The sequence below is a fragment of the Streptomyces sp. NPDC020845 genome (assembly GCF_044334165.1).
Classification (GTDB): Bacteria; Actinomycetota; Actinomycetes; order Streptomycetales; family Streptomycetaceae; genus Streptomyces.
The window spans coordinates 215,805-242,688 of sequence record NZ_JBIRSJ010000002.1; the positions used below are offsets into that span (position 1 = coordinate 215,805).

At 71.7% G+C, this 26,884-nt stretch carries 20 protein-coding genes and 1 pseudogene; 9 read left to right on the plus strand and 12 right to left on the minus strand.

The window, feature by feature from the left end:
• The first annotated feature begins 28 nt into the window (after window positions 1-28).
• Entirely contained in the window at window positions 29-571 is a 543-nt protein-coding gene (locus ACH4U7_RS04885) for a DUF1697 domain-containing protein (protein WP_398526613.1), read from the plus strand.
• A gap of 26 nt (window positions 572-597) precedes the next feature.
• Here ACH4U7_RS04885 and ACH4U7_RS04890 read toward each other — a convergent pair whose 3' ends face one another.
• Window positions 598-1,068 (minus strand): type II toxin-antitoxin system PemK/MazF family toxin, encoded by a 471-nt coding sequence (locus ACH4U7_RS04890; RefSeq protein ID WP_398526614.1) that lies wholly within the window; start codon window positions 1,066-1,068, stop codon window positions 598-600.
• Window positions 1,069-1,169: 101 nt separating this feature from the next.
• Here ACH4U7_RS04890 and ACH4U7_RS04895 point away from each other — a divergent pair, with 101 nt between their 5' ends.
• Together ACH4U7_RS04895 and ACH4U7_RS04900 are read left to right on the plus strand one after the other, a co-directional pair.
• Entirely contained in the window at window positions 1,170-2,393 is a 1,224-nt protein-coding gene (locus tag ACH4U7_RS04895; RefSeq protein WP_398526615.1) for an aromatic acid exporter family protein, read from the plus strand.
• 108 nt (window positions 2,394-2,501) lie between these two features.
• Window positions 2,502-3,578, plus strand: coding sequence for an RNA ligase (ATP) (locus tag ACH4U7_RS04900; RefSeq protein ID WP_398526616.1), 1,077 nt, complete (start codon window positions 2,502-2,504; stop codon window positions 3,576-3,578).
• Window positions 3,579-4,084: 506 nt separating this feature from the next.
• Here ACH4U7_RS04900 and ACH4U7_RS04905 read toward each other — a convergent pair.
• Window positions 4,085-4,816 carry a hypothetical protein gene (locus ACH4U7_RS04905; protein ID WP_398526617.1) on the minus strand — a complete coding sequence of 244 codons (732 nt, stop codon included), beginning with the start codon at window positions 4,814-4,816 and terminating at the stop codon, window positions 4,085-4,087.
• Between the two features lie 203 nt (window positions 4,817-5,019).
• On the opposite strand from ACH4U7_RS04905, the pseudogene ACH4U7_RS04910 reads away from it, so the two are divergent.
• Window positions 5,020-6,277: pseudogene (locus ACH4U7_RS04910) on the plus strand (RNA-guided endonuclease InsQ/TnpB family protein).
• Here the strand turns inward: ACH4U7_RS04910 and ACH4U7_RS04915 are convergent.
• On the minus strand, window positions 6,274-7,476 hold the full coding sequence (locus ACH4U7_RS04915; protein WP_398526618.1) for an ADP-ribosylglycohydrolase family protein: 1,203 nt from the start codon (window positions 7,474-7,476) through the stop codon (window positions 6,274-6,276). The pseudogene ACH4U7_RS04910 and the gene ACH4U7_RS04915 sit on opposite strands and share 4 nt — an antisense overlap.
• A 202-nt stretch (window positions 7,477-7,678) precedes the next feature.
• Between ACH4U7_RS04915 and ACH4U7_RS04920 the strand changes: the two genes are divergently transcribed.
• Window positions 7,679-8,011, plus strand: coding sequence for a DUF6343 family protein (locus ACH4U7_RS04920; protein WP_398526619.1), 333 nt, complete (start codon window positions 7,679-7,681; stop codon window positions 8,009-8,011).
• Here the strand turns inward: ACH4U7_RS04920 and ACH4U7_RS04925 are convergent.
• The 3 genes from ACH4U7_RS04925 to ACH4U7_RS04935 all read right to left on the minus strand — a co-directional run bounded on the left by ACH4U7_RS04925 (window position 7,980) and on the right by ACH4U7_RS04935 (window position 10,223).
• Window positions 7,980-8,348 (minus strand): tetratricopeptide repeat protein, encoded by a 369-nt coding sequence (locus tag ACH4U7_RS04925; protein ID WP_014180562.1) that lies wholly within the window; start codon window positions 8,346-8,348, stop codon window positions 7,980-7,982. The genes ACH4U7_RS04920 and ACH4U7_RS04925 overlap by 32 nt on opposite strands.
• A 204-nt stretch (window positions 8,349-8,552) precedes the next feature.
• The gene (gene coaE, locus ACH4U7_RS04930; RefSeq protein WP_398526620.1) at window positions 8,553-9,170 is read right to left on the minus strand and encodes a dephospho-CoA kinase; all 618 of its coding nucleotides are present in this window, start codon (window positions 9,168-9,170) and stop codon (window positions 8,553-8,555) included.
• 108 nt (window positions 9,171-9,278) lie between these two features.
• Entirely contained in the window at window positions 9,279-10,223 is a 945-nt protein-coding gene (locus tag ACH4U7_RS04935) for a PAC2 family protein (RefSeq protein WP_398526621.1), read from the minus strand.
• A 484-nt stretch (window positions 10,224-10,707) separates the two neighbouring features.
• On the opposite strand from ACH4U7_RS04935, the gene ACH4U7_RS04940 reads away from it, so the two are divergent.
• Window positions 10,708-11,157 (plus strand): hypothetical protein, encoded by a 450-nt coding sequence (locus ACH4U7_RS04940; protein WP_398526622.1) that lies wholly within the window; start codon window positions 10,708-10,710, stop codon window positions 11,155-11,157.
• 147 nt (window positions 11,158-11,304) lie between these two features.
• Here the strand turns inward: ACH4U7_RS04940 and rpsA are convergent, their stop codons facing one another.
• Window positions 11,305-12,804, minus strand: coding sequence for a 30S ribosomal protein S1 (gene rpsA, locus ACH4U7_RS04945; protein WP_385615123.1), 1,500 nt, complete (start codon window positions 12,802-12,804; stop codon window positions 11,305-11,307).
• 359 nt (window positions 12,805-13,163) lie between these two features.
• On the opposite strand from rpsA, the gene ACH4U7_RS04950 reads away from it, so the two are divergent.
• A complete protein-coding gene (locus ACH4U7_RS04950; RefSeq protein ID WP_398526623.1) occupies window positions 13,164-14,072 on the plus strand; it encodes a class I SAM-dependent methyltransferase in 909 nt (302 codons plus the stop codon).
• Between the two features lie 94 nt (window positions 14,073-14,166).
• On the plus strand, window positions 14,167-17,484 hold the full coding sequence (locus ACH4U7_RS04955) for an ATP-dependent helicase C-terminal domain-containing protein (protein WP_398526624.1): 3,318 nt from the start codon (window positions 14,167-14,169) through the stop codon (window positions 17,482-17,484).
• A gap of 39 nt (window positions 17,485-17,523) precedes the next feature.
• Here ACH4U7_RS04955 and ACH4U7_RS04960 read toward each other — a convergent pair whose 3' ends face one another.
• The 5 genes from ACH4U7_RS04960 to polA form a co-directional block, all read right to left on the minus strand.
• Window positions 17,524-18,159, minus strand: a complete 636-nt coding sequence (locus ACH4U7_RS04960; protein ID WP_398526625.1) for a hypothetical protein — start codon at window positions 18,157-18,159, stop codon at window positions 17,524-17,526.
• Window positions 18,160-18,276: 117 nt separating this feature from the next.
• Window positions 18,277-19,281, minus strand: coding sequence for a DUF3068 domain-containing protein (locus ACH4U7_RS04965; protein WP_398526626.1), 1,005 nt, complete (start codon window positions 19,279-19,281; stop codon window positions 18,277-18,279).
• 58 nt (window positions 19,282-19,339) lie between these two features.
• Window positions 19,340-19,474, minus strand: a complete 135-nt coding sequence (locus tag ACH4U7_RS04970) for an SPW_0924 family protein (RefSeq protein ID WP_385615112.1) — start codon at window positions 19,472-19,474, stop codon at window positions 19,340-19,342.
• Between the two features lie 199 nt (window positions 19,475-19,673).
• Entirely contained in the window at window positions 19,674-21,497 is a 1,824-nt protein-coding gene (locus ACH4U7_RS04975) for a lytic transglycosylase (protein WP_398526627.1), read from the minus strand.
• A gap of 143 nt (window positions 21,498-21,640) precedes the next feature.
• Window positions 21,641-24,379, minus strand: coding sequence for a DNA polymerase I (gene polA / locus ACH4U7_RS04980; RefSeq protein WP_398526628.1), 2,739 nt, complete (start codon window positions 24,377-24,379; stop codon window positions 21,641-21,643).
• A gap of 177 nt (window positions 24,380-24,556) precedes the next feature.
• Here polA and ACH4U7_RS04985 point away from each other — a divergent pair, with 177 nt between their 5' ends.
• A complete protein-coding gene (locus ACH4U7_RS04985) occupies window positions 24,557-26,863 on the plus strand; it encodes an FdhF/YdeP family oxidoreductase (protein WP_398526629.1) in 2,307 nt (768 codons plus the stop codon).
• The last annotated feature ends 21 nt before the right edge of the window (window positions 26,864-26,884 follow it).

Here is a 26,884-nt window from a genome sequence, read left to right on the forward strand (position 1 = left end):
GCTCATCCCATCCGGAGGAGTCCCCGCCATGTCGTCCCAGATCGCGCTGTTGCGCGGCATCAATGTCAGCGGCCACAACAAGTTCCCGATGGCCCGGCAGCGCGAGCTGATGCGGGACCTGGGGTTCGACGACGTCACCGTCCACCTCCAGACCGGCAACATCGTCTTCGCCGAGCCCGGCACCCCGCCCGAGCAGACGGCCCGTACGATCGCCGACCGCATCACCGCCGACCTCGGACTGACGGTGCCGGTGGTCATACGTACCCGCGACGAACTCGCCGCGATCGTCGAGGCGAACCCCTACCCCGAGGCCACGGCCGAGCCCAAGACTCTGCACGTGGTGTTCCTGTCGGCCGCCCCGGCCGACACGGCCCCGCTGGACGCCCTGGACCTGGCCTCGTACGCCCCGGGGGAATTCCGCCTGGCCGGCCGGGAGATCTATCTGCGCACCCCGGACGGCTCCGGCCGCTCCAAGCTGGCGGCGAAGGTCACGCAGGCGCCGCTCGGCGTCACGATGACGGCCCGCAACTGGAACACGGTCACCAAGCTGCTGGCGCTGGCCGACGGCTGACCCGCCGCAAACCGGAGGCTCCGCGCTCAGCTCCAGCCGTACCGCTGCCTCAGCCGGGCCACGACCCGGTCGAAGCGCGGCCGGTCCAGGGCGCAGGCCTCCCGGCGCATGCCCTCGGGGTGCACCCGGAGCACCCGGTCGAGGTCCACCCACGAGTCGCGTCCGGCCCGGTCCCAGGGCCCGGCCCCGATGGCCACCCACTCGCGGTCGCCGTCGTGCCGCTTGCTCGACAGCTGTACGGCGAGCAGGGTCCCGCCGCGCTCCCGGGCGACGACGAGCACCGGCCGGTCCTTGCCGCGGCCGTCCATCTCCTCGTACGGCACCCAGGTCCAGACGATCTCCCCGGGGTCCGGGTCGCCGTCCGGGTCCGGCGCGTACTGCGTGCGCACCCGGCCGACCTGGCGCGGTTGGGCCTCCACCGTGGCCGTGGGGCCGGAGCTGCCCGGCAGCGGGGCGGCGTCGCCGTGTTCGTTGAATGGCGTGATCACGGCCCACACGTTAGCCCGTCCGTGGTTTCGCGTGGCGTGTGAGGGTCCGCTCAGGTGGCAAGCCGTCGTACTGATGCCTGTGTGACTTCTGATGCGGGAAGGGGCAAAAGGTGCCAGATGTTCTCGACCCGGTGGCGGACCTCGTCAAGCGGCGGAAGGACCCAGTCGTCGTACAGACGCTGCGTTCGACGGCCGCGGCGACCATCGCGTACGTCGTCGCCCTGAAGCTGAGCAGTGAACCGGCACCGCTCACCGCCCCGCTCACCGCACTGCTGGTGGTGCAGGTCACCCTCTACGCCACCATCACCACCGGCATCCGCCGCGTGAACTCCGTGGTCGTAGGCGTGATCATCGCGAGCGGGTTCAGCGCGCTGGTGGGGCTGACCTGGTGGAGCCTGGGGCTGATCATCCTGGTCGCGTTGACCGTCGGCCATTTCGTACGGGTCAGCGAGTTCGTCGCCGAGGTGGCGATCAGCGCGATGCTGGTCCTCGGTGTGGCCCGGGTCGCGAACACGGCCTGGGACCGGGTGCTGGAGACGCTGATCGGCGCCGGGGTGGGCCTGGCCTTCAACCTCCTGTTCGCCCCGCCGGTGTGGGTCGAGACCGCCGGCGCGTCCATCGAGGACCTGGCCCGCCGCATGCGCCGGCTGCTGCTGCACATCGGCGAGGAGCTGGGCGGCCACACCCCCGTCGAACGCGCCGCCGCCCGGCTCCACGAGGCCCGCCGCCTCGACCAGGACATCGCCCAGGTGGACGCCGCCCTCCGACAGGCGGAGGACAGCGTGCGGCTCAACCCCCGCGTCAAGGAGGGGCTGCTCTACCGCGTCGTGCTGCGTACCGGCCTGGACACCCTGGAAATCTGCATGGTCGTGCTGCGCGTCCTGGCCCGCACCCTCACCGACCTCGCCAAGAAGCGGACCGACGAACCCCTCTTCCCGCCCGATGTGGCAGCCGCCCTGGAAGACCTCTTCGTCCACCTCGCCTCGGCCGTCGAGAGCTTCGCGGTCCTGGTCACCACCCAGGTCAGCGCCAACGCCGAGGAGGCCGAGACGCGGCTGGCCAACGAGCTCGCCAAGGCCCACTCGAGCCGCGACGAGGCCGCCGAGGCACTGCTCCAGCGCGTCCAGCAGCATCCGCGCCAGTGGCAGCTCCATGGGGCCCTGCTCGCCGAGATCGACCGGATCCTCGACGAGTTGGACATGGAGCAGCGCTCCATGCGTCTGATGGAAGAGCTCGACCGCAGCGCCCGCGAGCAGCGCGAGCGCTACCCCTTCCTGCGCAAGATCCAGCGCTGGATCCGCGGGGACCGCATGGAGAACCAACGCACGGCCTGACCACCTCCCACAGCCCCGACCCCGCCGCCGCTAATTCGGTGGCCACTGTGCTCGTCAGCCCCCCACAGTGGTGGCACACCACTGAACGAGGGACGGGGGGTCCCAAGCATGTCGACGCTGCGTGTCACCGCTGAGCGGCTGACCATTCATGAACACCCGAACGCCGACGCACTGGAACTGGCGCAGGTGGGGCTGTACCGGGCCGTGGTGGCCAAGGGGGCCTTCCGGTCCGGTGAGTTCGCCGTATATGTGCCGGAGCAGGCCGTACTGCCCGATGAGCTGATCGCCGAGCTGGGACTGACGGGGAGGCTGGCGGGGGCCGCGCACAACCGGGTCAAGGCGATCCGGCTGCGCGGGGAGCTGTCACAGGGGCTGGTGTGCCGACCGCGGGCGCTGGCCGGGGTGGACCTGGAGCGGGCGGCGCGGGAGGGCGAGGACTTCGCCGAGCGGCTCGGGATCGTCAAGTGGGTGCCGCCGGTGCCGATCGCGATGAGCGGACAGGTGGAGCCCGCGCCGGATCTGATGCCCTGGATCGACATCGAGAACCTCAAGCGCTACCCGGACGTGTTCGAGGACGGGGAGCCCGTCGCGGTCACCGAGAAGCTGCACGGTACGGCCTGCTGTCTGACGTACGTCGCGGACGGCGGGGATGTGCGGGTGACGTCGAAGGGGCTGGGGGCGCAGCGGCTGGCGCTGGTGGAGGACGAGAAGAACCTGTACTGGCGGGCCGTACGCGGCCACGGCGTGCCCGCGGTGGCGGCCCGGGTGGCCGCCGAGCTGGGTGCGGCCCGGGTCGGGATCTTCGGCGAGGTGTACGGGGGCGGGGTGCAGGACCTCGGGTACGGGGCCGACAGCCGGCGCGGGGTGCCCGGCTACGCGGTGTTCGACATCGCGGTGGACGTCGACGGGCGGTCGCGCTGGCTGGATCCGGAGGAGCTGGCGAAGGTGCTGGACGGCGGACTGCCGGTGGTGCCGACGCTGTACACCGGGCCGTACGACGCCGGGCGGGTGCTGGAGCTGGCCGAGGGGCGCGAGACCGTCTCCGGAAGCGGGGTGCACATCCGGGAGGGGGTGGTGGTCCGGGCGGTGAGCGAGCGGCACAGCTCCGTGCTCGGCGGACGGGCCATCGCCAAGGTGGTCAGTGGTGCGTATCTGACCCGCAAGGGCGGCACGGAATACGAGTAGGGGTTGGGGCAGGGGTGGGGCCGAGGTCGACCGGGGCGCCGGGGCCTCGGCCTCCGCCGTAGTGTTCGGATACGGCGTCGGCTTGGTTGGGAACGGCCCGCCCATGCGGAGCGGGCCCGGGGGCGTAGCCTGCCCCCGAGCCCCGTGATGCCGCCCAATTGCGCACGCCGACTCGGTTGAGAGCACAGGTCAGTCTCATGCCGTCGTGTTCTACCTTTGAACTACCGCGCATCGAAGCTGCACGGGCCGGACTTGAACCGGCATCCGACGACTGGGGCCCGGGCCCGGTCGATCCGGCGATCGGCGGCGAATGCTGAGTCTGGAGCGAGAGTCTGAGATTGATGCGGTCTGCCTCTGCCTGACTTGGGCTATCCCGGCCCGTGGGTGAGCGCCGGGAGGAGGATTTGAACCTCCACTGACAACCGCGCCGTCACGACAAGCTTCAGCTTCAGCTTGCGCTCCTCGCGCACCCCGCCCGCGCTCGGGCGGACGGGGAGTTCATCACGCTACCCGAAGAGGTAGCCGAAGACCACGTCGCCGACGCGCTGGTCGACGGCCTCCGCGCCGTTCGCCTCCTCACGGGCGAACTTGACCGCCTGCTGGAGCTTTTCCACGCGGTCCAGCAGCTCATTGACGCGACGGGCAGGCAGGGCGCCGGAGAACTTGACGGTGGTCCAGTAGCCGACCGGGATGTCCTCGTAGTAGACCTCGACCTGGGCCGGGTGCTTGTCCGTGGCCTCCGCCTTGACGTGGTTGCGGGGCACCTTCTTGGTGCGGACGGTGCGGACCGGGTCGGTCTTCCAGGAGTCCGTGGAGGGGTCCAGCGACCAGGACTCGGCGGCGTCGAGCACCGGGAGCTTGCGGACGAGGGCGTTGAGGTCGGTCAGCTGCTTCTCGAGGAAGAGGAGATAGGAGACCGGGACGTCACGCAGAAGGGTGCGGCCCTCGACCGTCACATCCGCCCTCGCCGTGCAGTTCGACCAGTCCTTGGTGGCGGTGACGTCGAAGAGCCGGGTGAGGATGGCCGCGGTGTCGCGGAGCACGTCCTCGGCCTTGACCTGCACCCGGGTCGACTCCGGCGGCAGCTGCTCGCCTTCCTCGTCCTTGGGCTGGTACGTACGGGATATACCGGCCAGCAGGACCGGCTTCTGCAGACCGTGGTGGGCGGCCGTCAGGTCCTGCTGCGACTTGGACTTGACGCCCTTCTCCACGGCGATGATCTGATTGAGTTTCGCCACACCCGCACGCTAACAGGCGGGTGTGACAGCGATCGAACGAATTGTTCGGCGACTCAGTAGAACTCAGCCTGATCTTGCGAGGGACCCCGGTCGTTCACGACCGGGAGGAATCGCATCCCGTGATGGCGACGTGGAGCGTCGGTGCGGGTGACTGGCGTACGGAACTGAAATGTTTGTACGCCTAACCACGTAGAGTCGCGGCCATGAAGCTGGTGGTCCAAGTGAAGCTCCTGCCGACGCCCGAGCAGGCGTCGGCTCTGGAGGCGACCCTGACCGCCTGCAACGAGGCGGCCAGCTGGGCCCAGTTCGATCGCCTACGAAGGCGGCGTCAGCCGGAACTTCGCACTTCGCAGACTCACCTATACGCAGATCCGTGCCCGGTGGGGGCTCGGGGCGCAGGCCGCCCAGCATGTCGTAAAGAAGACATGCGATGCGTACGCCACCTTGAAGGCGAACTTGAGGGCCGGGAACCTCGGCGGGCCGGGCTCGAAGCGCTACCGCAAGGCCACCGGGAAGCCCATCGCCTTCCGCCCGGAGGGTGCGCAGCCGTATGACGACCGGATGCTGTCCTGGCAGATCGCCCAGCGGCGGGTCTCGATCTGGACACTGACCGGCCGCATCAAGGACGTGAGATTCACCGCCTCCGTGGAACAGCTGGCCACCCTGGCCCTGCACCGCCGGGGCGAATCGGACCTGGTGCGCCGGGACGGCATGTGGTTCCTCATAGCCACCTGCGAAGTGCCCGAGGCGCCGCTGAACACCGAGCCGGCGGACTTCCTGGGCATCGACCTGGGCATCGTCAACATCGCCACCACCTCGGACGGCGAGATCCTGACGGGGCGCCGTCTCAACCGCATCCGGGCCCGCGAGCGGACGCTGCGCTCCAAGCTGCAGCGGAAGAACGCCCCATCGGCCAGGCGCCGGTTGAAGAAGCGGCGCCGCAAGGAGGCCCGGCGGGCCAGAGACATCAACCATAAGATCGCGAAGCATGTGGTGGCCGAGGCAGAACGCACCGGTCGCGGGATCGCCCTGGAAGACCTTACGGGCATCCGCGAACGGGTACGGCTCCGTAAGCCCCAACGGGCCACCGTGCACTCCTGGGCCTTCGCCCAGCTGGGCAGCTTCATCGCATACAAGGCCCGCAAGGCCGGGGTGCCGGTAGTGCACGTCGATCCGGCGTACACCTCCCGCACCTGCGCCGAATGCGGCCACATCGACAAGGCGAACCGGGTCTCCCAGGCTTGGTTCGCGTGCCGGAACTGCGGATTCGTTGATCACGCGGACCGGAACGGCTCCCGCAACATCCGCGCCCGCGCGGAAGAGTTGTGGCGACGCGGGGTGCAGTCAATCACCCCTGCCCCGCCCCCGAAAACTGGGAGCGGGGCTGGACGCAAGCGCAGCGCCACAGCCAGTGGCGTCCGCTGCGCAAGCCCTTCGCGTGAGCGAAGGGTAGTTGACTAGAGGGGGTAACGGGAGCGCGGGAAGACCATGCCGTCGAACTCGTACATCTCGATCGACTGGTGGAACACGGAGGAGAAGTCGTCGGCGAGTTCGGCGATGGTGCCCCGGCCCTCGATCTGCGTCAGCCACATCGGGGGCAGACGGAGGTCGCCGTAGTGGGCGCCGAGCAGATTGCCGCAGATGGAGCCCGTCGAATCGCTGTCGCCCGAGTGGTTGACGGACAGCAGCATGGCCTTCTGGAAGGGGGTGCGCCGCCACTTGGGGTCGTAGCCGATCCCGCCGCCCTTGCTGTAGAGGGAGCGCCGCGGCGCCGTATGGGCCAGGGCGCAGTAGACCGCGATGGCCAGGGCCTCCTCGGCGACCCAGCCGCCGCCGAGCGATTCGGTCTTCTCCGGGGTGGGCTCGCCCTGTGCGGCCAGGTCGACGGCCTTGCGCAGCGCGGCGCTCGTCTCCTCGTGCCCCGGGTAGCGGCTGAGCAGTTCCAGGGTGCGGAGGACGGCGCCCTCCAGGGAATCGCCGTCGAGGATGAGGGCGATGATCGCGGCCAGGGCGCCGGCGGCGTAGTAGCCGGTGGGGTGGCCATGGGTGATCTGGGCGCAGCGGGCGGCGAATTCGAATGACTCGCGGGCGCCCGTGCCGATGAGGCCGAAGGGGGCGGAGCGCATCACCGTGCCGCAGCCTTTGGAGTTGGTGTTCACCGGGCCGGGGGTGCCGTCGAGCGGGTCGGAGGACGAGGGGATGTGCTCCTGGGTGAGGCCGGACAGGCAGGCGCCGCCGGGAGCGCGGCGGGCGTACAGCCACTGCTGCTCCCGCAGCCAGCCGGAGCGGACCAGGTCCTGGTCCTGCCGCGGGGGCGGCGGCGCGGGGTGGTTCTGGGTGTCGAGCCAGCGCAGATAGGAGTGGCGCACGATGGCGACCTCGGCGCCGCCGATGCCCTTGGCTGTGGACCTGGCGCAGGCCCGTATCATCCCCTCGGCGGTGAACATGGTCATCTGGGTGTCGTCGGTGATCCGGCCGATGACGCCCTCCGAGTCCGGGACGAGAGCGGTGATCCCCTCCGGCCCGTAGGTCTCGCGGATCCTGTGCAGCGACAGGAACTCGATCGGGTTGCCCAGGGCGTCGCCGATCGCGCCCCCGAGGAAGCAGCCGCGGATACGGGCCCGCCTGGCGGCCGTTTCGTCCCATGACTCGCGGATCATCGCGCGGCTCCTCATCGCCCGGGGTGTCGCCCGAGGTCTGCGCTGATCGATGTGCTCAGGTGCTCAGATGCTCGGGTGCTCAGATGCTCAGGTGTTCGGGCCATGATCCCAGATCCCAGATCGCGGATCCGATGCGGATCCGGGATCGCGCGGGGAGTACGGCGTTAGATTCGTAGTGGTAGGTAGTGGGAGGTGGTGCGCCATGCCGAGCCGACTGATCCGTACGGGCGACGAGCCGCTGCATGCACGCAGCCCGCTGCGTATGCGGTGTGCGCTGGCCCTGTGGGGGCTGGCCTGGACCGTCGCGGGCACGGTGGCCTTCTGGCTGGTCCACCGGCCCGGCTGGGCGGCCGTCTGCGGGGTGCTGGCCGCCGTCACCCTCACCGATCTGGTCCTGGTCGTCCGGCACATCCGGCAGGGGCCGCACTACCAGCCCGGCCGGGATGTGCCGCCGTACGCGCCGGTGCGCGGCCCGTATCCCGCGGGCCCGCGGGGGCCGAGGCTCAGCCGTTTTCGCCGAAGCGCGCGGCCTTGACGAAGTCCGGGCGCGGGTCGAGGGCCGCCGCCAGGCGGAAGTGGCGGGTGGCCTCGGCGGGGCGGTTGGCGCGCTGCAGGGTGCGGCCGAGGGCGAAGTGGGCGAACGCGTTGTCCGGTTCGCGCTCCAGGACGAGCTGGAACTCCAGCTCCGCCGCTCGCAGCTGCGCCGCGCCGAAGAAGGCGCGCGCCCGCAGCAGCCGGGCCGCGGTGTTCTCGGGGTGGGCGGTGATGACCGAGTCGAGCAGCTTCACCGCGCCGCGCGGGTCGCGGGCGGCCAGCAGCTGCTCGGCAGCGCGGTAGTCGATGACATGGGTCTCGGGCGTGGGCTCGGGCACAACCGTTTCCTTCCCGGAGCGCGCTGACGATCACCGTCGGCGCGCGCTGGTCGTCGGACGAGTCGTCGTCGTACGAGTTGTCGTCGGTACGGGCAGTCGTCGGCACGGGTGATCGTTGGTACGCGCTACACAACAATGGCGCCATACGGCGCATTCCCGCCAGAGCCCGGGCGCGACCGCACCGCGGTGTCGGTCAGCCCTCGATCAGCCCTCGGTCCGCGCGCCGCCCGCCGCGCGCTCGACCAGATCCGCCCAGACCTTTCTGACCTGCGGCTCCAGCGCCTCCAGCGGACCGTCGTTGTCGATCACCACATCGGCCACGGCCAGCCGCTCCTCGCGCGTCGCCTGGGCCGCCATCCGGGCCCGCGCCTCGTCCTCCGTCATACCGCGCAGCCGCACCAGCCGGTCGAGCTGGGTCCCGGGCGCCGCGTCGACGACCATCACCATGTCGTACAGGGGCGCAAGACCGTTCTCGGCGAGGAGGGGGACGTCGTGGACGACGATGGCGTCCGGCCCGGCGGCCGCCTCCAGCTCGGCGGAGCGGGCGCGGACCAGGGGGTGCACGATCGCGTTCAGCGCGCGCAGCCGCTCCGGGTCGCCGAAGACGATGCCGCCGAGCTTCGGGCGGTCCAGGGCGCCGTCGGGAGTGAGGAGGCCGGGCCCGAACTCGGCGACCACGGCCGTCAGTCCGGGTGTCCCCGGCTCGACCACCTCGCGGGCGATCCGATCGGAGTCGATCAGCACCGCTCCATACGAGGACAGCATGCGCGACACTTCGCTCTTGCCCGCGCCGATTCCGCCCGTGAGTCCCAGCCTCAGCATGGGGTCAGCCTATGCGGTCCATGCCGGGCGCGGTCCAGGCGCTACGCGGTCCATACCGGGGCCCGGTCCAGGCCGTACGCGGGGCCTGTACGCGGGGCCGTACGCGGTCTAGGCCGTCCCATCGCCCTCCCGCTCGGCCAGGAAGCGCTCGAACTCGGCCCCCAGCTCATCCGCGGAGGGCAGCTCGACCGGCTCGGCGACCAGGCTGCCGCGGCTCTCCGCCCCGGCCACCGCGTCGTACTGGTGCTCAAGGCCGCGGACCAGCGCGACCAGGTCCTCGTCCCCTTCCGAGATCTGCCGCTCGATCTCCTCCTGGGTCTTCAGCGCCTCGTTGCGCAGCGCATGGGCCGCGCCGGGCAGCACCAGGCCGGTGGCCGCGGTGATCGCCTCCAGTGCGGTGAGCGCCGCGTCGGGGTAGGCGGAGCGGGCCAGGTAGTGCGGGACGTGGGCGGCGACGCCGAGCACATCGAGGCCGGCCTCCGCGAGCCGGTACTCGATGAGGGATTCGGCGCTGCCGGGCACCTGCGCCTCGTCGAAGTAGCCCCGGTGCCCGGGCATCAGGTCGGTGCGGTTGCCGTGGGGGGTGATGCCGACGGGACGGGTGTGCGGCACGCCCATGGGGATGCCGTGGAAATTCACCGACAGCCGCACCCCCAGCCGCTCGATCAGCTGGCGCACGGCCGCCGCGAACCGCTCCCACTCCACATCCGGCTCGGGCCCGGAGAGCAGCAGGAAGGGGGCCGCGGTCGCGTCACGCATCAGGTGCAGCTCGATCGCGGGGGTCTCGTAGTCGGTCCAGCGGTCGCGCTTGAAGGTGAGCAGGGGGCGGCGCGCCCGGTAGTCGACGAGCCGGTCGTGGTCGAAGCGGGCGACGACCTGGTGCGGCAGGCCGTCGAGCAGCCGCTGCACGATCTGGTCGCCGGTCTCGCCGGCGTCGATGTAGCCGTCGAAGTGGTAGAGCAGCACCAGCCCGGCCGAGTCCCGGGAGGTTATCGCGTCGACTTCCGCGAGTCCGCTCGGCTCCCATGCGTACAAATCCTGCGGATCTAGCACTGTGACCGCTCCTCCTTGTGTTCCGTTTCCAGAACGTCGGGCGGCGGCGCGGCATTCCCGGCCTCCGCCCTCGACTTCGCGCCATCCGCACAACCGACTGGATCAAGACAGTACGCGGCGGCGCTCAGCGATGGCGGCATTCGGGGCGAAGGAGGCGACGCCATGCCGCGCGGGAGTCGGCGCAGTTGGGGAAGTCGCCCGCGAAATAGGCATGATCGCTGGCCTGTTGGGGACAGTGGGGTCCGGGGCCGCGCCGGGCGACGCGACGGCGGTCCGCCCGACACCCTTTCGTGCATCGTGCATACTTCTCGCCGCGGGTCGAATACCGGTCACAGGGCGTCATGAAGGGGTTGACGCGCCCAGGTGACACCCCTAGCTTCGCGACCCGTCAGAGGTTCACGTTGTCGTCTCATGTTCAGCCACAAGAACATTTACGCGTCACGAAGGTGCCACCCCTGACCACGGCAGGAAGGCGGAACCCCCCATGCACTCCCGCACCCCCACCCGCACGCGTGCTCTCGTCGCCGCGCCCGCCGCCGGGATCCTCGCCATGGGCGGGCTGGTCGCCGCCGGAACGGCCGCGGAGGACGGCCGTGAGCACTCCGTCCGGCCGATCCCCGTCTCGGACGCGGCCCAGCTCAAGGACGCGCTCGCGGCGGCCAGGCCCGGCGACACCATCGAGCTCGCCGACGGCACCTACCGCGGCGGCTTCGTGATCACCGCCTCCGGGACCTCCGGCTCCCGGATCACACTCACCGGCTCCCCGAAGGCGGTGCTCACGGCGAGCGACGGCTACGGGTTCGGGCTGCACCTGGACGGCGCCTCGTACTGGACGGTCCGGGGCATCACGATCACCGGCGGCCGCCAGGGCATCATGATCGAGAGGGCGGAGAGCGTCACGGTCGACTCCGTGACGGTACAGGGCGGCGCCTAGCCGTCCATGGGCCGTTCATGGGCCGTTTGTGGGCCGTTTGTGGGCCGTTTGTGGGTCTGGACGCGCGCCCCTGGGCATGCGTAAGGCCCGCTCTCCAGGAGAGCGGGCCTTACGTCGGTCAGCGACCGTTCAGCCGGTCAGCCGAGCTCAGCTCTGGCCGCCGGCCAGCTTCTCGCGGAGCGCGGCCAGCGCCTCGTCCGACGCCAGGGCGCCGGAGTTGTCGGCCGACTCCGAGGAGTACGAACCGCCGGACGCCTGGCCACCCTGCGCCGGGGCAGCGCCGCCCGCCTCGGCAGCGGCCTGCTCGTCCGCCTCGCGCGACTTGATGACCTGCGCCTGGTGCTGCTCGAAGCGCTGCTGCGCCTCGGCGTACTGGGTCTCCCAGGCCTCGCGCTGGGTCTCGAAGCCCTCGAGCCAGTCGTTGGTCTCGGGGTCGAAGCCCTCGGGGTAGATGTAGTTGCCCTGGTCGTCGTAGGACGCGGCCATGCCGTACAGGGTCGGGTCGAACTCGACCACGGACGGGTCGGCACCGAAGGCCTCGTTGGCCTGCTTCAGCGAGAGGCTGATGCGGCGGCGCTCGAGGTCGATGTCGATGACCTTGACGAAGATCTCGTCGTTGACCTGGACGACCTGCTCCGGGATCTCCACGTGGCGCTCGGCCAGCTCGGAGATGTGGACCAGGCCCTCGATGCCCTCGTCCACGCGGACGAACGCACCGAACGGCACCAGCTTGGTGACCTTACCCGGGACGACCTGGCCGATCTGGTGGGTCCGGGCGAACTGCTGCCACGGGTCTTCCTGGGTCGCCTTGAGCGACAGGGACACGCGCTCGCGGTCCATGTCGACGTCCAGGACCTCGACCGTGACCTCCTGGCCGACCTCGACGACCTCGGACGGGTGGTCGATGTGCTTCCAGGAGAGCTCGGAGACGTGGACCAGACCGTCGACGCCACCCAGGTCCACGAAGGCACCGAAGTTGACGATGGACGAGACGACGCCGGAGCGCACCTGGCCCTTCTGGAGGGTGGTGAGGAAGGTCTGGCGGACCTCGCTCTGGGTCTGCTCCAGCCAGGCACGGCGGGACAGGACCACGTTGTTGCGGTTCTTGTCCAGCTCGATGATCTTGGCCTCGAGCTCCTTGCCCACGTAGGGCTGAAGGTCGCGGACGCGGCGCATCTCCACCAGGGAGGCGGGGAGGAAGCCACGGAGGCCGATGTCGAGGATGAGACCACCCTTGACGACCTCGATGACGGTACCGGTGACGATGCCGTCCTCTTCCTTGATCTTCTCGATCGTGCCCCAGGCACGCTCGTACTGAGCGCGCTTCTTGGACAGGATGAGGCGGCCTTCCTTGTCCTCCTTCTGGAGGACAAGGGCCTCGATCTCGTCGCCGACCGCCACGACCTCGTTCGGGTCGACGTCGTGCTTAATCGAAAGCTCGCGAGAAGGGATGACGCCTTCGGTCTTGTAACCGATGTCGAGCAGGACCTCGTCCCGGTCGACCTTCACGATGACGCCGTCGACGATGTCGCCGTCGTTGAAGTACTTGATCGTCTCGTCGATCGCGGCGAGGAAGGCTTCCTCGGAACCGATGTCGTTTACCGCCACCTGCGGGGTGGTGCGGGTTGCCTCGGTGCTGCTCGTCATGTGGGAAAGGGCTCCGGTTACGGACATGAAGTCGTAGGTACTGCTACGCCGGGGACCCGTTATCGCACTGCAGAAGCCGGACAGCCTCGGAGGCGTTGATCTCTTCCCGAGGGATCGAAAAGCGCCTCGGTGACCGAGGGACATACAACAGATGCGAGCGCGACCTGCTCCGTCTGAGGCGCGCAGGCCCGCAGCGCAACTTGTAGCATACGGGGGCAGCCGGGCATGGTCAATGCACGAAGAGCACACGCGGGACATTTCGCCCCAAGCCCGGCAAGTCGCACGGTCCGTGCTGCGACGCGGAGTCCAGCCGTTCCCCACAGCCACAGGTCGATACAGAGAGTACGACGACGCGCCCGATGGTCCAAGAACACATGCCCCGTGCAACCGACGAGCCCGGTGCGCCTGGCGCCACCGGAGATCTCCCGACTCCCCTAGCCGGCGAGCCCGAGGAGGAGCCCACAGCCACCCGGCGGATCGCCGACGACGCGGAGTCCAGCCGGGCCAGCCGCGGCTGGTGGGACCGCAACGCGGACGAGTACCAGGAGGAGCACGGCGGCTTCCTGGGCGACGACCGCTTCATCTGGGGCCCCGAAGGGCTCGACGAGGCCGAGGCCGGGCTGCTCGGTCCGGCTGACGGCCTCAAGGGGCTGGACGTCCTGGAGGTCGGGGCGGGCGCGGCACAGTGCTCGCGCTGGCTGGCGGCCCAGGGGGCGCGGCCGGTGGCGCTCGACATCTCGCATCGCCAGCTGCGGCATGCGCTGAGGATCGATACCGAAGCGCGTACGACCGGCCTGGGGCCGATCGCGCTCGTCCAGGCCGACGCCACGGCGCTCCCCTTCCGGGACGCCTCCTTCGACCTCGCCTGCTCGGCGTACGGGGCGATCCCCTTCGTCGCCGACCCGGTGCGGGTGATGCGCGAGGTCCACCGGGTGCTGCGGCCGGGTGCGCGGTGGGTGTTCTCGGTGACGCACCCCATACGGTGGGCGTTCCCGGACGAGCCCGGCCCCGAGGGGCTGAGCGTCGCCGCCTCCTACTTCGACCGCACGCCGTACGTCGAGCAGGACGAGACGGGGCGTGCCGTCTATGTGGAGCACCACCGGACGCTGAGCGACCGGGTGCGGGACGTGGTGGCGGGGGGCTTCAGGCTGCTCGACCTCGTCGAGCCGGAATGGCCCGACTGGAACGACCAGGAATGGGGCGGCTGGTCACCGCTGCGCGGGAATCTGATCCCGGGGACGGCGATCTTCGTGTGCGAGCGGGGCTGAGGGACGGAGCAGAGGGCGCGCGGCGGGCCGCGCCCCCTCTGCTCCGCTCCGTTCCCCTCCGCTCCGGCTCCCCTCCGGCTGACAGGATGACCAGATGACCGTCCGCCGTACGCCCCGCACCGACGCGCTCGAAGCGCTTCCCGTACGCGACGCCGTGCCCGCCCTGCGGCGCGCGCTCGACGACCGGGGCGCGGCGGTGCTGTGCGCCCCGCCCGGGACCGGCAAGACGACGCTGGTGCCCCTGGCGCTCGCCGGGGCGGCGGACGGCGGGCCCGCCCGGCGGGTGCTGGTCGCCGAGCCGCGGCGGATCGCGGCGCGGGCCGCCGCGCGGCGGATGGCGTGGCTGCTGGGCGAGGACGCGACGGGCGGCCGGGTCGGATTCACGGTGCGCGGGGAGCGGCGGGTGAGCCGCGAGACCGTCGTGGAGGTGGTCACCACGGGTGTGCTGCTGCAGCGGCTGCAGCGCGACCCCGAGCTCGCCGGGGTCGACGCGGTGGTGCTCGACGAATGCCACGAACGGCACCTGGACGCCGATACGGCCGCAGCCTTCCTGCTGGACGTACGGGCCACCCTGCGGCCCGACCTCTGGCTGATCGCCGCGTCCGCGACCACGGACGCGGAGGGCTGGGCCCGGCTGCTGGGCGCGGACGGCGAGCCGGCGCCGGTCGTGTCCGCCGAGGGCGTGTCCCATCCGGTGGAGGTGGTGTGGGCGCCGCCCGCGCGCCCCATCCGCCCGCCGCACGGGATGCGGGTGGACCTCGCCCTCCTCGACCACGTCGCGGGAGTGGTGCGGCGGGCACTGCGCGAGCGGGAGGGGGACGTGCTGTGCTTCCTGCCGGGCGTCGGGGAGATCGCGCGGGTCGCGGGGCTGCTCGGCGGCGCCGACGCGGAGGTGCTGCAGGTGCACGGGCGCGCCCCGGCGGCCGCGCAGGACGCGGTGCTCGCGGGCGCGGGGCCGACGGGGCGACGGCGGCGGGTGGTCCTGGCGACCTCGGTCGCCGAGTCGAGCCTGACCGTCCCGGGCGTACGGATCGTCGTGGACTGCGGGCTGGCGCGCGAGCCGCGGATGGACCATGCGCGTGGCCTGAGCGCGCTGACGACCGTACGCGCCTCACGGGCCGCGGCCCGGCAGCGGGCCGGCCGGGCCGGGCGCGAGGCGCCGGGCACCGTCTACCGCTGCTGGCCGGAGGCCGAGGACGCCCGGCTGCCGCGCTTCCCGTCCCCGGAGATCAGCGTCGCGGACCTGACGGCGTTCGCGCTGCAGGCGGCGTGCTGGGGAGACCCCGACGCCTCCGGCCTCGCGCTGCTCGACCCGCCGCCGGGCGGCGCGCTGACCGCGGCGCGCGAGGTGCTGACCGCCATCGGCGCCGTGGACGGCGCCGGGCGGGCCACGGACCGGGGCACCCGCATGGCCCGGCTGGGCCTCCATCCCCGGCTCGCACGGGCCCTCCTGGACGGCGCACCAGAGGTCGGCGCGCGCCGCGCGGCGGAGGCCGTGGCCCTGCTCAGCGAGGAGCCGCCCAGGGAGTACGGCGACGACCTGGCAGCCGCCTGGCGCACCGCCCGGCGCGGCACGGACGCTTACGCCGCCCGCTGGCGCCAGGAGGCCCGACGCCTCGAGAGCGCGCTACGGTCCGCCGGGCGCCCGGCGGGCGGGACGGCCGAGGCGGGGGCCGGGGCCGGGGCCCGGACCGAAGCCCAGGCCGGGGCTGAGGCGGCTGGGGGTGCGGCACCGGCGCATACGGGCGTCCCCAGCGCTGGAACGCGGAAGGACGCCGTGCCGGGCGCCGACGCGCGGGGCGCGAACGGCCATCAACGCGCTCAGGCCCCGCACGCCACCACGGCGGACACCCCCATACAGGGCACAGCCACACCGCACCCCGGGACAGGCGGTGCCACCTCCCCGGCTCCGCCAACACCGTCGGCGCCCGGGGCGGGCGGCCACACTGCCGCAGCGGCGGCAGAGCCCGGCCCCGCGAACACCGCGAGCGAGGCCACGACGGCCCACACCGACCACCCCAAGAGCCCGGCGCACGCCGCGCCGTCGAGCGCCGCGCCGGACGCTGGAGCGCCTGGCGTCGCCATGCCGGAGGCGGCCCCGCAGGCCCCTGCTGCGCCCGGCCCGGGAGGGCACCCCGCCGCCGCGGCGGAGGCCCTTTCCAGGCAGCGGACAGCCGAGCGCGATCGGGCATACGCCGCGGCGCCGGGGGCGGTCGGCGACAGCTCAGCCCGACGGTCGGCGTCCGCCCCCGCCACGCCGGGCGCCGCGGCATCGAGCGCGGCCCGGCGCGCGGCCGGTGCGGGAGCGCCACGCGGCACCGCGCCGGATTCTGACGATCACCCCGCCACCGCACCAGCAGCAGCCGCACAGGGGCCGGCACGGGCCAGTGCCGCCGACCACGCCACCACGCCGGGCACCCTCACCGCCGGGGCGGTGGGCGATGACGCCGTTGTGGGGCTGGTAGCCGCGTTGGCGTTTCCGGAGCGGGTGGGACGGCGGCGGGGGGAGCGGGCGTATTTGATGGCGTCCGGTACCGGTGCGGAGCTCGGGGAGGGGTCTCGGCTGCGGGATGCGCCGTGGCTGGCCGTGGCCGTCGCGGACCGGCCGGTCTCGGCGGCGTCGGCGCGGGTGCGGCTCGCGGCCGTCGTGGACGAGGAGACGGCTCGTATCGCGGCGTCGGCCCTGTACGAGCGGCGGGAAGAGGTGGGCTGGTCCGGCGGGGACGTCGTGGCGCGGCGGGTGGAGCGGCTGGGGGCGGTGGAGCTGGCGGCGCGGCCGCTGGCCGCGCCCGATCCGCGGCTGGTGCACGCCGCGCTGCGGGACGGGCTGCGCGGTGAGGGGCTGGGGCTGCTGCGCTGGTCCGCCGAAGCCGTCGCCCTGCGGCAGCGGCTGGCCTTCCTCCACCGCGAGCTGGGCGCCCCCTGGCCGGATGTGTCCGACCCGGCGCTGCTGGCGGAGCTGGACGCCTGGCTGGGCCCGGAGCTCGACCGGGCGCGGCGGCGGGCCGATCTGGGGCGCGTGGACGCGGGCCAAGCACTCGCCCGGTTGCTGCCCTGGGCGACCGGGGACGCGGTGCGCTTCGACGAGTTGGCCCCCGAGCGGGTACGGGTCCCCAGCGGCTCGCGGGTGCGGGTGGACTACGGCCAGGAGCAGCCCGTACTGGCGGTCAAGCTGCAGGAGCTGTTCGGGTGGCAGGAGACGCCCCGGATCGCGGGCGGGCGGGTGCCGCTGCTCGTACACCTGCTGTCACCGGCCGGGCGCCCCGCCGCGGTCACGGCCGATCTGGCGTCCTTCTGGCGGGAGGGGTACCGGTCCGTGCGCGCCGAGCTGCGCGGCCGGTATCCCAAGCACCCCTGGCCGGAGGACCCGGCGACGGCCGAGCCGACGCGGCGTACCAACTCCCGTCGCTGAGCCGCCGAGGCGCCGAGCCGCCGAGGTCCCAAAGCCCCGTCAGCACTCGATGAGGCCGCCGAAGTCGCCCGCCCCGGGAAACGGGCGCCCGGCCGGATACGGGGCGATCCAGACGAGCGACTGCTCGAAGGTCATATACGAGCCGCTGTCCGTGCACTGGCCGACCACCAGCGCGTTCCCCCCGCAGCGCCACGCCGCGTAGTTCCACGGCGACTCGCCCTCCTCGTCGCGCACGGTGATCTCCGGCTCCCCCAGCCGCTGGGTGAACAGGGCCACGGCGGCCCGCCACTGCGCGTCGAAGTGGGCGCGGCCGGTGTCGCGTTCGAAGTGCCACTCGGGGTCGTCGGCGTGGTGCTTTTTCAGCCAGTCGATATTGCCGCTGAGCCCGCCCGTGGCCAGCTCCTCGTCGAAGTCGTCGGCCTCGTAGTAGTAGCAGAACGGCAGATGGCACTCTTCGTCCTCGACCTGTTCCTCCGGCGGCGCGGCGAACCATTCGGGGACGACGTAGTGCCCGGTGTTGGTGGCGAAGGCGGCCGTCCAGGCGCCGTCGTCCACCGGCGTCCAGCCGAAGCGTTCGGCGGCGGCCTCGGTGGCGCCGGGCTTCCATTCCAGGCGCGCCAGTTCGACGAGCTGGTCGGCGAGTTCGGGGCTGGGCAGGCAGGTGGTGGTAGGCATGGGCGTACGGTACGGGCGCCCACTGACAACCGGACAGCGCTGACAGACCCGGCAGTCCTAGCAGTCCCGGCAGTCCCGGCAGCGCCGCCGACAACCCCGACAGCACCGCTCACCCGGTTACACCGGGGCGGGTACCGGCTGTGGGGCCGGGGACTCGTCGTGGGCCTCGGTGCCGCTGCCCGGGCGGCGGCTGCGGGCCTCCAGTACGAGGGACAGCGTCAGCAGCCCGGCGCCGAGGGCGAGGAAGCCCCAGGGCAGATAGCTGGTGAGCAGCAGGACCAGCTGCCGCTGGGACTTGACCATCTTCACGGTGTGCTCGATGTAGTCCTCGCGCATCTTCACATGGCCGGAGAAGACGGTCACCTTGTCGCGGCCGCCGAGCAGCGTGCCGCCGCGCAGCTCCTCCCGGTGGATCTCCTCCCCGTTGACGGGGGCGCCGGTGGTGGGGTCGACCCAGAACATGCGCTTGGTGGAGTACCAGCGGGTGGTGCCGGCCTTGCGGACGGTCTCGGGGGTGATTCCCTCGACCGGCATGGTCTTCGGCAGCTTCACCTTCGTCCAGGGGATCGTCTGCTCGAAGTAGTAGACCTTCAGGCCGCGGAAGTTCTGGGTGCCCTCGTAGTGGATGGGCGCTGAGGTCCTGGTCTGGGCGTCGAAGTAGGTGTAGTCGCGCTTCTCGGTGAGGAAGGGCCACTTGTACTCGATGCCTTCCCGGCGGACCGCGTCCCCGTCGACATGTTCGCCGCCCTGGTGCACGGGGTCCTGGGAGTGGGCGTCGAAGACATAGCGCTCGGGGATCTTGGAGACCATCTTGCCGTCGGGCCCGGCGATATACGACAGGGCGTCCCAGACGACGACATCGCGTCCGGCCGCCTTTCCGGCCTTCTTCGCCGCCTCGACGTTTCCGCGGAGCGTCTGCACGATGCTGACCTTGGCGACCTTTTTGGGCTGCATGGTGCCGTAGTCGAGCAGGACGGCGGGCTTGGCTTCGAGGACGGCGGTCTGGTACTCGCTGGGCGGGATCTTGGCCAGCCGGGGGAAGGCGTACCAGCGCAGCAGCGGCGAGAGGGCGGCGAAGAAGACGGCGAAGGCGAGCAGCACCAGGCTGGCTTTGCGGCGCATGGCGGTATGTCCCTCCCTCGGGGCTCAGGGATGCTCGGGGTGCAGGGGTGCTCGGGGCTCAGGGGTGCTCGGGGACGGTGGTGAGCAGCGGTTTGGGGGAGGTCTTGCCGCTGGGGACGCCGATGGCCGTCACCGTGAAGACGAGGGCGAGGGCGGCGACCAGTCCGATCGCGGCGGCGGCGAGGGCGCGCATGTCTCAGCCTCCGGTTGCTGCGGCGGCGTACGGGCGCTCTGACGGTGCGTCAAGGCTGGGGCACCGTAGCAACGGGGGCCGAAGATGTGAACGCGCAGGAGCAAGAGCGCGTAAGCAGACGCCGCACCGCCCCTGGGCCCGATGGGGGCGCAGGGGCGGTGCGGGGCAGTGCGTGGTGGTGCTCGGTGGCCTCGGCCGGTTACTGGGCCGTGGGCGCAGATGTGGGCTCGGCTGTGGGCTGGTCGGTGGGCTCCGCCGAGGGCTCGTCAGTGGGCTGGGCCGCGGGCTCGGTGACGGTCAGCTCGATGGTCAGGGTCGTGCCGTCGGCGGTGGTGAGGCGGAGCAGGAAGGTGCCCGCGTGGTCGTCGGTGTAGATCTTGGGGAGGACCAACTTCCCCGTAGCGTCCGTCTTCAGGGTGGTCAGGGTGCGGACGGCCTTGCCCTTGGCGTCCTTGAAGTAGGGGCCCTTGTCGTTCTCGGTGGGCTTGTCCGTCGCCTTCGCCGCATCGTCGACGATCATGGTGGCGGTCACCGGCACACCGGCCGCGGCCTTGCCCTTGTAGCTGGCCTTGACGCCTACCGCGTCGGCGAAGGAGCCGCCGGTCTCGGCCTTGAGGTCCTTGTCGTCGGTGCGGGCCAGCGCGTCGGCCTGCGGTACGGGGCGGGCCTTGACGGTGGCGGCGATGTCGGTGGTGGTCGCGGTGCGGCCGACGACCGTGACCCGGACCGTGAAGGACCCGGTGGTCTCGCCCGCGCGCAGCACCGGGGCGGTGGCGGTGCCGTCGCTGCCGGTCATGCGGCTGACGCGGGTCGCGTTCCAGGGGAAGCGGGCGTCGGTCTCGCCGCGGATCTCGTACTGCACCCACACGCCCGCGACCGGCTTGCCGGCCGCGGTCTCGGCGCGGACCCGGGGCTTGTCGGCGAACTGCTCGCCCGCCGTGGCGGTCAGCTCCGCGGCGCCGACGGCCTTGAGCCGGGCGACGGTGGCCGGGGCGGGCGTCTCCGGGGAGGGCGTCTCCGGGGAGGGTGTCTCGGGGGCAGGCGTCTCGATCCCGCCGTCGCCGGTCGTGGGAGGCTCGGGGGTGGGGCTGTGGTCGCCGCCGGGCTTGGTCGGGTCGGGCAGCGGCCTGGGGCTCTCCGAGCCACCGCCACCGTCGCCGCCGCCGTCCGAGCCGCCGCTGTTCTTGTCCGGGTCGGGCAGCACGCCGGTGCCGTCGGGCACCTCGTGGGTGCCCTTCTTGTAGTACTCGAACCAGGACAGGACGGTGGCCAGATACTCCCGCGAGCGGTTGTACCCGAGGATCGCCTCGTCCAGATCGGCCTTGACCGACAGATCACGGCCGCCCGCGCACAGATACGCGCCGGCCGCGAGCGCGGCGTCGTAGATGTTGTTCGGGTTCTTCTCGCCGTCGCCGTTGCCGTCCCGGCCCCAGGTGGCCCATGTGGACGGGATGAACTGCATGGGCCCGACCGCCCGGTCGTGGGTGGTGTCCCCGTCGTACGCGCCGCCGTCGGTGTCGGTGATCCGGGCGAAGCCGTTGCCGTTGAGCACCGGGCCCAGGATGGGCTTGTACGTCGTGCCCTCGGCGTCGACCCGGCCGCCGCCCGCCTGGCCGGACTCGACCTTGCCGATGGCGGCGAGCAGCTGCCAGGGCAGGTTGCAGCCGGGCTTGGACTCCTTGAGGGCCGACTCGGCCTTCTTGTACGCGTCGAGCACGGTCGCGGGGATGCCCGCCTCGGCGGCCGCGGCGTCGTCCGGCAGCCCCGGCAGGTCGATCGAGGTGCCAGGCTTGCCGGGCTTCTGCAGGGGCGGCAGATCGGTGTGGTACGACGAGCCGCCGTCGATGGGGGTGTCGGCGGACGGCGGGGCCGGCGTCTCACCGGCGGCGCTGTCGTGGTGCCGGTCCCGGGCCGTACTGGCGAGCCCAGGGGCCTGTGAGGCGGTGAGAGCGGCCATCACGACCGCCGCCACCGCCGTCGTGGCCGCCCCCTTGCGCAGTCGTCGGCCGATGTGCGGTGCCATCCGTATGTCCCTCCCTGTCGAGCAGTGAGCGCGCTCCCCCGCGCCAACCCTCGTGACACTACGACAACTTGCCGCGCCGCAGCTACCGGGCGTACCGCCCGTATCGCCCCTCGCGGCCAGCCTCTCGGGCCTGGAAACAGCCCCTAATGCGCCGCCGATTCCCAGTCCGTTCCGGCCCCGACGGACACGTCGAGCGGGGCCCGGAGGTGGAAGGCTCCGGCCATTTCCCGGCGCACCAGGGCCTCCACCTGCTCCCGCTCCCCCGGGGCGACTTCCACCACGATTTCGTCGTGCACCTGGAGCAGCATCCGCGACGACAATTTCTCCTTTGTCAACGCCTCGTCCACCCGAAGCATCGCGATCTTCACGATGTCGGCGGCGGTGCCCTGAATCGGCGCGTTGAGCGCCATGCGCTCGGCCATCTCGCGGCGCTGGCGGTTGTCGCTGTTGAGGTCGGGGAGATAGCGGCGGCGGCCGAGCATGGTCTCCGTGTAGCCGGTGGCCCGGGCCTCGTCGACGACCCGCTGGAGATAGTCGCGCACCCCGCCGAACCGCTCGAAGAAGGTGTCCATCAGCTTGCGGGCCTCGTCCGGGGTGATGCCCAGCTGCTGGGACAGGCCGAACGCCGACAGCCCGTACGCCAGCCCGTACGACATCGCCTTGATCTTGCGGCGCATCTCCGGGTCGACCTCGGACTTGGCCACGCCGAACACCTGGGAGGCGACTGTGGTGTGCAGGTCCTCACCGGAGGTGAACGCCTCGATCAGGCCCTCGTCCTCGGACAGATGGGCCATGACGCGCAGCTCGATCTGGCTGTAGTCGGCGGTCAGCAGCGACTCGAAGCCCTCGCCGACGACGAAGCCGCGCCGGATGGCCCGGCCCTCGTCCGTGCGCACCGGAATGTTCTGCAGATTGGGGTCGGTGGAGGAGAGCCGGCCGGTGGCCGCCACGGTCTGGTTGAAGGTGGTGTGGATACGGCCGCCGGGGGCGATGGTCTTGATCAGGCCCTCGACGGTGGAGCGGAGCCGGGCCTGCTCGCGGTGGCGCAGCATGATCACGGGCAGTTCGTGGTCGGTCTGCGTGGCGAGCCAGGCCAGCGCGTCCGCATCGGTCGTGTACCCGGTCTTGGTCTTCTTGGTCTTGGGCAGGCCGAGCTCGCCGAAGAACACCTCCTGGAGCTGCTTGGGCGAGCCGAGGTTGAACTCATGGCCCACCGCGGCGTGTGCCTCCTTGACGGCCTGCTGCACGGCCGCGGCGAACTGCTGCTCCATGCGGTCCAGCCACTCCCGGTCCGATGCGATACCGGCCTTCTCCATGCGGGCCAGCAGCGCGGAGATGGGCAGCTCGACATCGCGCAGCAGCTCCACCGCGCCGACCTCCGCGAGCCGGTGGCCGAACGCCTCGCCGAGGTCCAGGATCGTCCGGGCCTGGATCATCAGCGCGTCCTGCTCGGCCTGCTCGTCGGCGCCGAAGGCCAGCTGCCCGCTCTCCGCGGCGGCGGCCGGGGACAGCTCGCGGCCCAGGTACTCGACGGACAGGGCGTCCAGCGCGAAGGAGCGGCGGCCGGGCTTGACCAGATAGGCGGCGAGCGCGGTGTCCATGGTGACCCCGGCCACGGTCCAGCCGTGCTCCTCGAAGACCCGCATCACGCGCTTGGCGTCGTGCATCACCTTCGGCCGGTCCGGGTCCGCGATCCAGCCGGCGAAGGCCCGCTCGTCGGGCTCGTCCACCGCCGACGGGTCGAAGCAGACGGCCGGTCCCGAGGCGGCGGCCAGGGCGATCTGGCTGACGCTGCCGCTGCCCAGCGCCCAGGTGTCGACGGTGGCCAGGCCCAGCGGCCCGGCGCCGTGCCGCTCCAGCCAGGGGGCCAGCTCGCCCGGGCCGACCACCACGCCGTCCACCTCGACGCCGGGGGCCGCGGCCGCGGGCTCCTCCTCGGCGGCGCCGGGGTCGACGGCCAGGACGCGGTCCCGGAAGTTCTGGTGGCGGAACTCCAGCGCGTCCATGATCACCGACAGCGCCTGCCGGTCGTACGGAATGCGCTTGAGGCCGTCGGGGCCGGCGGGCAGCTCGACATCCCGCACCAGCTCGGTCAGCCGGCGGTTGAGCTTGACGGACTCCAGGTGCTCGCGGAGCTTGTCCCCGACCTTGCCCTTGACCTCCGCGACCCGCTCCACCAGCTCGGCGAAGGAGCCGAACTGGTTGATCCACTTCGCGGCGGTCTTCTCCCCGACGCCGGGGATGCCGGGGAGGTTGTCCGACGGGTCGCCGCGCAGCGCGGCGAAGTCCGGGTACTGCCGCGGGGTGAGGCCGTACTTCTCCTCCACCTTGGCGGGGGTGAAACGCGTCAGCTCGGAGACGCCCTTCGTCGGGTAGAGGACCGTGACATGGTCGCTGACCAGCTGGAACGAGTCGCGGTCGCCCGTGACGATCAGCACCTCGAAGCCCTCGGCCTCGGCCTGGGTGGCGAGGGTGGCGATGATGTCGTCGGCCTCGAAGCCGTCCACCGCGAAGCGGGTGATGCTCATCGCGTCGAGCATTTCGCCGATCAGCTCGACCTGGCCCTTGAACTCGTCGGGAGCCTTGGAGCGGTTCGCCTTGTACTCGGTGAACTGCTCGGAGCGCCAGGTCTTGCGCGAGACGTCGAACGCCACGGCCAGATGCGTGGGCTGCTCATCACGGAGCGTGTTCACCAGCATCGAGGTGAAGCCGTAGATCGCGTTGGTGGTCTGGCCGGTGGTCGTGTTGAAGTTCTCCGCCGGCAGCGCGAAGAATGCCCGATATGCCAGGGAGTGCCCATCCAGTAGGAGCAGCCGGGGGCGGTCTCCCGCACGGTCGGCGGTCGCGGGCGCTGCGGTCTTCTTCGATGCTTTCTCTGCCACGCCCCCGATCCTGCCACGCCCCACCGACAACGCTCCCCGCCTCCCGTCCGAGAACCAGGTGCGCCATGAAAGGATCGGTTGCTCCGTGAAAGGGTCGGAGTGAAGTCCGAGCGCGTCATCCGAGCGCGTAGGGCGCGTAAGACACGTAGCGCGCGCAGAGCACGAAGGGAGAGCGACATGGCAGCCAAGCCGCCCGCGGGCGATCCCGTGCAGGACGCACCCGAGGTAGCCGCCCCACAGCACGCCGCCGCCGGGCTGCCCGCCATCGGCCATACGCTGCGCATAGCCCAGCAGCAGATGGGCGTGCGCCGCACCGCGCTCACCCTCCTCAAGGTCAACCAGAAGAACGGCTTCGACTGCCCCGGCTGCGCCTGGCCCGAGGGGGACAAGCGCCACAAGGCCGAGTTCTGCGAGAACGGCGCCAAGGCCGTCGCCGAGGAGGCGACGCTGCGCCGCGTCACCCCCGACTTCTTCGCCGCCCACCCCGTCGCCGACCTCGCCACCCGCAGTGGCTACTGGCTCGGCCAGCAGGGCCGCCTCACCCAGCCGATGTATCTGCCCGAGGGCGCCGAGTCGTACGAGCCGGTGACCTGGGAGCGCGCCTTCGACATCATCGCCGGGGAACTGACCGCCCTCGCCTCCCCCGACGAGGCCGTCTTCTACACCTCGGGGCGCACCAGCAACGAAGCCGCCTTCCTCTACCAGCTCTTCGCCCGTGAATTCGGCACCAACAACCTGCCCGACTGCTCGAACATGTGCCATGAGTCCTCCGGCTCGGCGCTGACCGAAACCCTCGGCGTGGGCAAGGGCAGCGTGCTGCTGGACGACCTCCACCAGGCCGATCTGATCATCGTGGCCGGCCAGAACCCGGGCACCAACCACCCTCGGATGCTCTCCGCCCTGGAGCGGGCCAAGGCCGGCGGCGCGAAGATCATCAGCATCAACCCGCTGCCCGAGGCGGGCCTGGAGCGGTTCAAGAACCCGCAGACCCCGCGCGGCCTGGTGGGCGGCGGCACCGCGCTCACCGACCTCTTCCTGCAGATCCGGCTGGGCGGCGACCAGGCCCTCTTCCGCGCCCTGAACCGGCTGATCCTGGAGGCCGCCGAGACCACCCCCGGCGCGGGCGCGGGCGCGGTCGACGAGGAGTTCGTCCGCGAGCACACCCACGGTTTCGAGGAGTTCGCCGCCGCGGCGCGCGCCGCCGACTGGGACGAGACCCTGCGCGCCACCGGCCTGGAGCGGGCCGAGATCGACCGGGCGCTCGCGATGGTCCTCGCCTCCAAACGCACCATCGTGTGCTGGGCCATGGGCCTGACCCAGCACAAGCACTCCGTGCCCACCATCCGGGAGGTCGTCAACTTCCTGCTGCTGCGGGGCAATGTGGGCCGTCCCGGCGCCGGGGTCTGCCCGGTGCGCGGGCACAGCAATGTGCAGGGCGACCGCACCATGGGCATCTTCGAGCGCCCCGCCCCGGCCTTCCTGGACGCCCTGGAGCGGGAGTTCGGCTTCGCCCCGCCCCGCGAGCACGGCTTCGACGTCGTACGGGCCATCCGGGCGCTGCGCGACGGCCAGGCCAAGGTCTTCTTCGCCATGGGCGGCAACTTCGTCTCCGCCTCCCCCGACACCGAGGTGACCGAGGCCGCGATGCGCCGCGCCCGGCTCACCGTCCATGTGTCCACCAAGCTGAACCGGTCCCATGTGGTCACCGGCGCGCGGGCGCTCATCCTGCCCACCCTCGGCCGCACCGAGCGCGATCTGCAGGGCGGCGGCGAGCAGTTCATCACCGTCGAGGACTCCATGGGCATGGTGCACGCCTCGCGCGGCAGCCTTACGCCCGCGAGCCCCGGGCTGCTCTCGGAGCCCGCCATCGTCGCCCGGCTGGCCCGGCGGGTGCTGGGCGCCGAAAGCCGCACCCCCTGGGAGGAGTTCGAGAAGGACTACGGCACGATCCGCGACCGCATCGCGGCCGTGATCCCCGGCTTCGACGACTTCAACGCCCGGGTTGCCAGGCCCGGCGGCTTCGCGCTGCCGCACGCCCCGCGCGACTCCCGCAGCTTCCCCACGGCCACCGGCAAGGCCAACTTCACCGCCGCGCCGGTCGAGTATCCGCGGGTGCCCGAGGGCCGGCTGCTGCTGCAGACCCTCCGCTCGCACGACCAGTACAACACCACCATCTACGGCCTGGACGACCGCTACCGGGGCATCAAGAACGGCCGGCGCGTGGTGCTGGTCCACCCCGACGACGCGCGTGAGCTCGGCCTCGCCGACGGCTCGTACACGGACCTGGTCAGCGAGTGGACGGACGGCAGCGAGCGCCGCGCGCCCGGCTTCCGGGTCGTCCACTACCCGACCGCGCGCGGCTGCGCCGCCTCCTACTACCCGGAGACCAACGTCCTGGTCCCGCTGGACTCGACGGCCGACACCAGCAACACCCCCGCCAGCAAGTCCGTGGTGGTCCGCCTGGAACAAGCCCACCCCGCCTAAGCGTTTGCTCAGTGGCCTGAC

Bases quoted from the DNA above. Each gene is read 5' to 3' on its own strand.
- ACH4U7_RS04885 (WP_398526613.1), top strand. From the start codon at position 29: ATGTCGTCCCAGATCGCGCTGTTGCGCGGCATCAATGTCAGCGGCCAC.
- ACH4U7_RS04900 (WP_398526616.1), top strand. From the start codon at position 2,502: ATGTCGACGCTGCGTGTCACCGCTGAGCGGCTGACCATTCATGAACAC.
- ACH4U7_RS04915 (WP_398526618.1), bottom strand. From the start codon at position 7,476: ATGATCCGCGAGTCATGGGACGAAACGGCCGCCAGGCGGGCCCGTATC.
- ACH4U7_RS04920 (WP_398526619.1), top strand. From the start codon at position 7,679: ATGCCGAGCCGACTGATCCGTACGGGCGACGAGCCGCTGCATGCACGC.
- coaE (WP_398526620.1), bottom strand. From the start codon at position 9,170: ATGCTGAGGCTGGGACTCACGGGCGGAATCGGCGCGGGCAAGAGCGAA.
- ACH4U7_RS04940 (WP_398526622.1), top strand. From the start codon at position 10,708: ATGCACTCCCGCACCCCCACCCGCACGCGTGCTCTCGTCGCCGCGCCC.
- rpsA (WP_385615123.1), bottom strand. From the start codon at position 12,804: ATGACGAGCAGCACCGAGGCAACCCGCACCACCCCGCAGGTGGCGGTA.
- ACH4U7_RS04950 (WP_398526623.1), top strand. From the start codon at position 13,164: ATGGTCCAAGAACACATGCCCCGTGCAACCGACGAGCCCGGTGCGCCT.
- ACH4U7_RS04955 (WP_398526624.1), top strand. From the start codon at position 14,167: ATGACCGTCCGCCGTACGCCCCGCACCGACGCGCTCGAAGCGCTTCCC.
- ACH4U7_RS04960 (WP_398526625.1), bottom strand. From the start codon at position 18,159: ATGCCTACCACCACCTGCCTGCCCAGCCCCGAACTCGCCGACCAGCTC.
- ACH4U7_RS04965 (WP_398526626.1), bottom strand. From the start codon at position 19,281: ATGCGCCGCAAAGCCAGCCTGGTGCTGCTCGCCTTCGCCGTCTTCTTC.
- ACH4U7_RS04970 (WP_385615112.1), bottom strand. From the start codon at position 19,474: ATGCGCGCCCTCGCCGCCGCCGCGATCGGACTGGTCGCCGCCCTCGCC.
- ACH4U7_RS04975 (WP_398526627.1), bottom strand. From the start codon at position 21,497: ATGGCACCGCACATCGGCCGACGACTGCGCAAGGGGGCGGCCACGACG.
- ACH4U7_RS04985 (WP_398526629.1), top strand. From the start codon at position 24,557: ATGGCAGCCAAGCCGCCCGCGGGCGATCCCGTGCAGGACGCACCCGAG.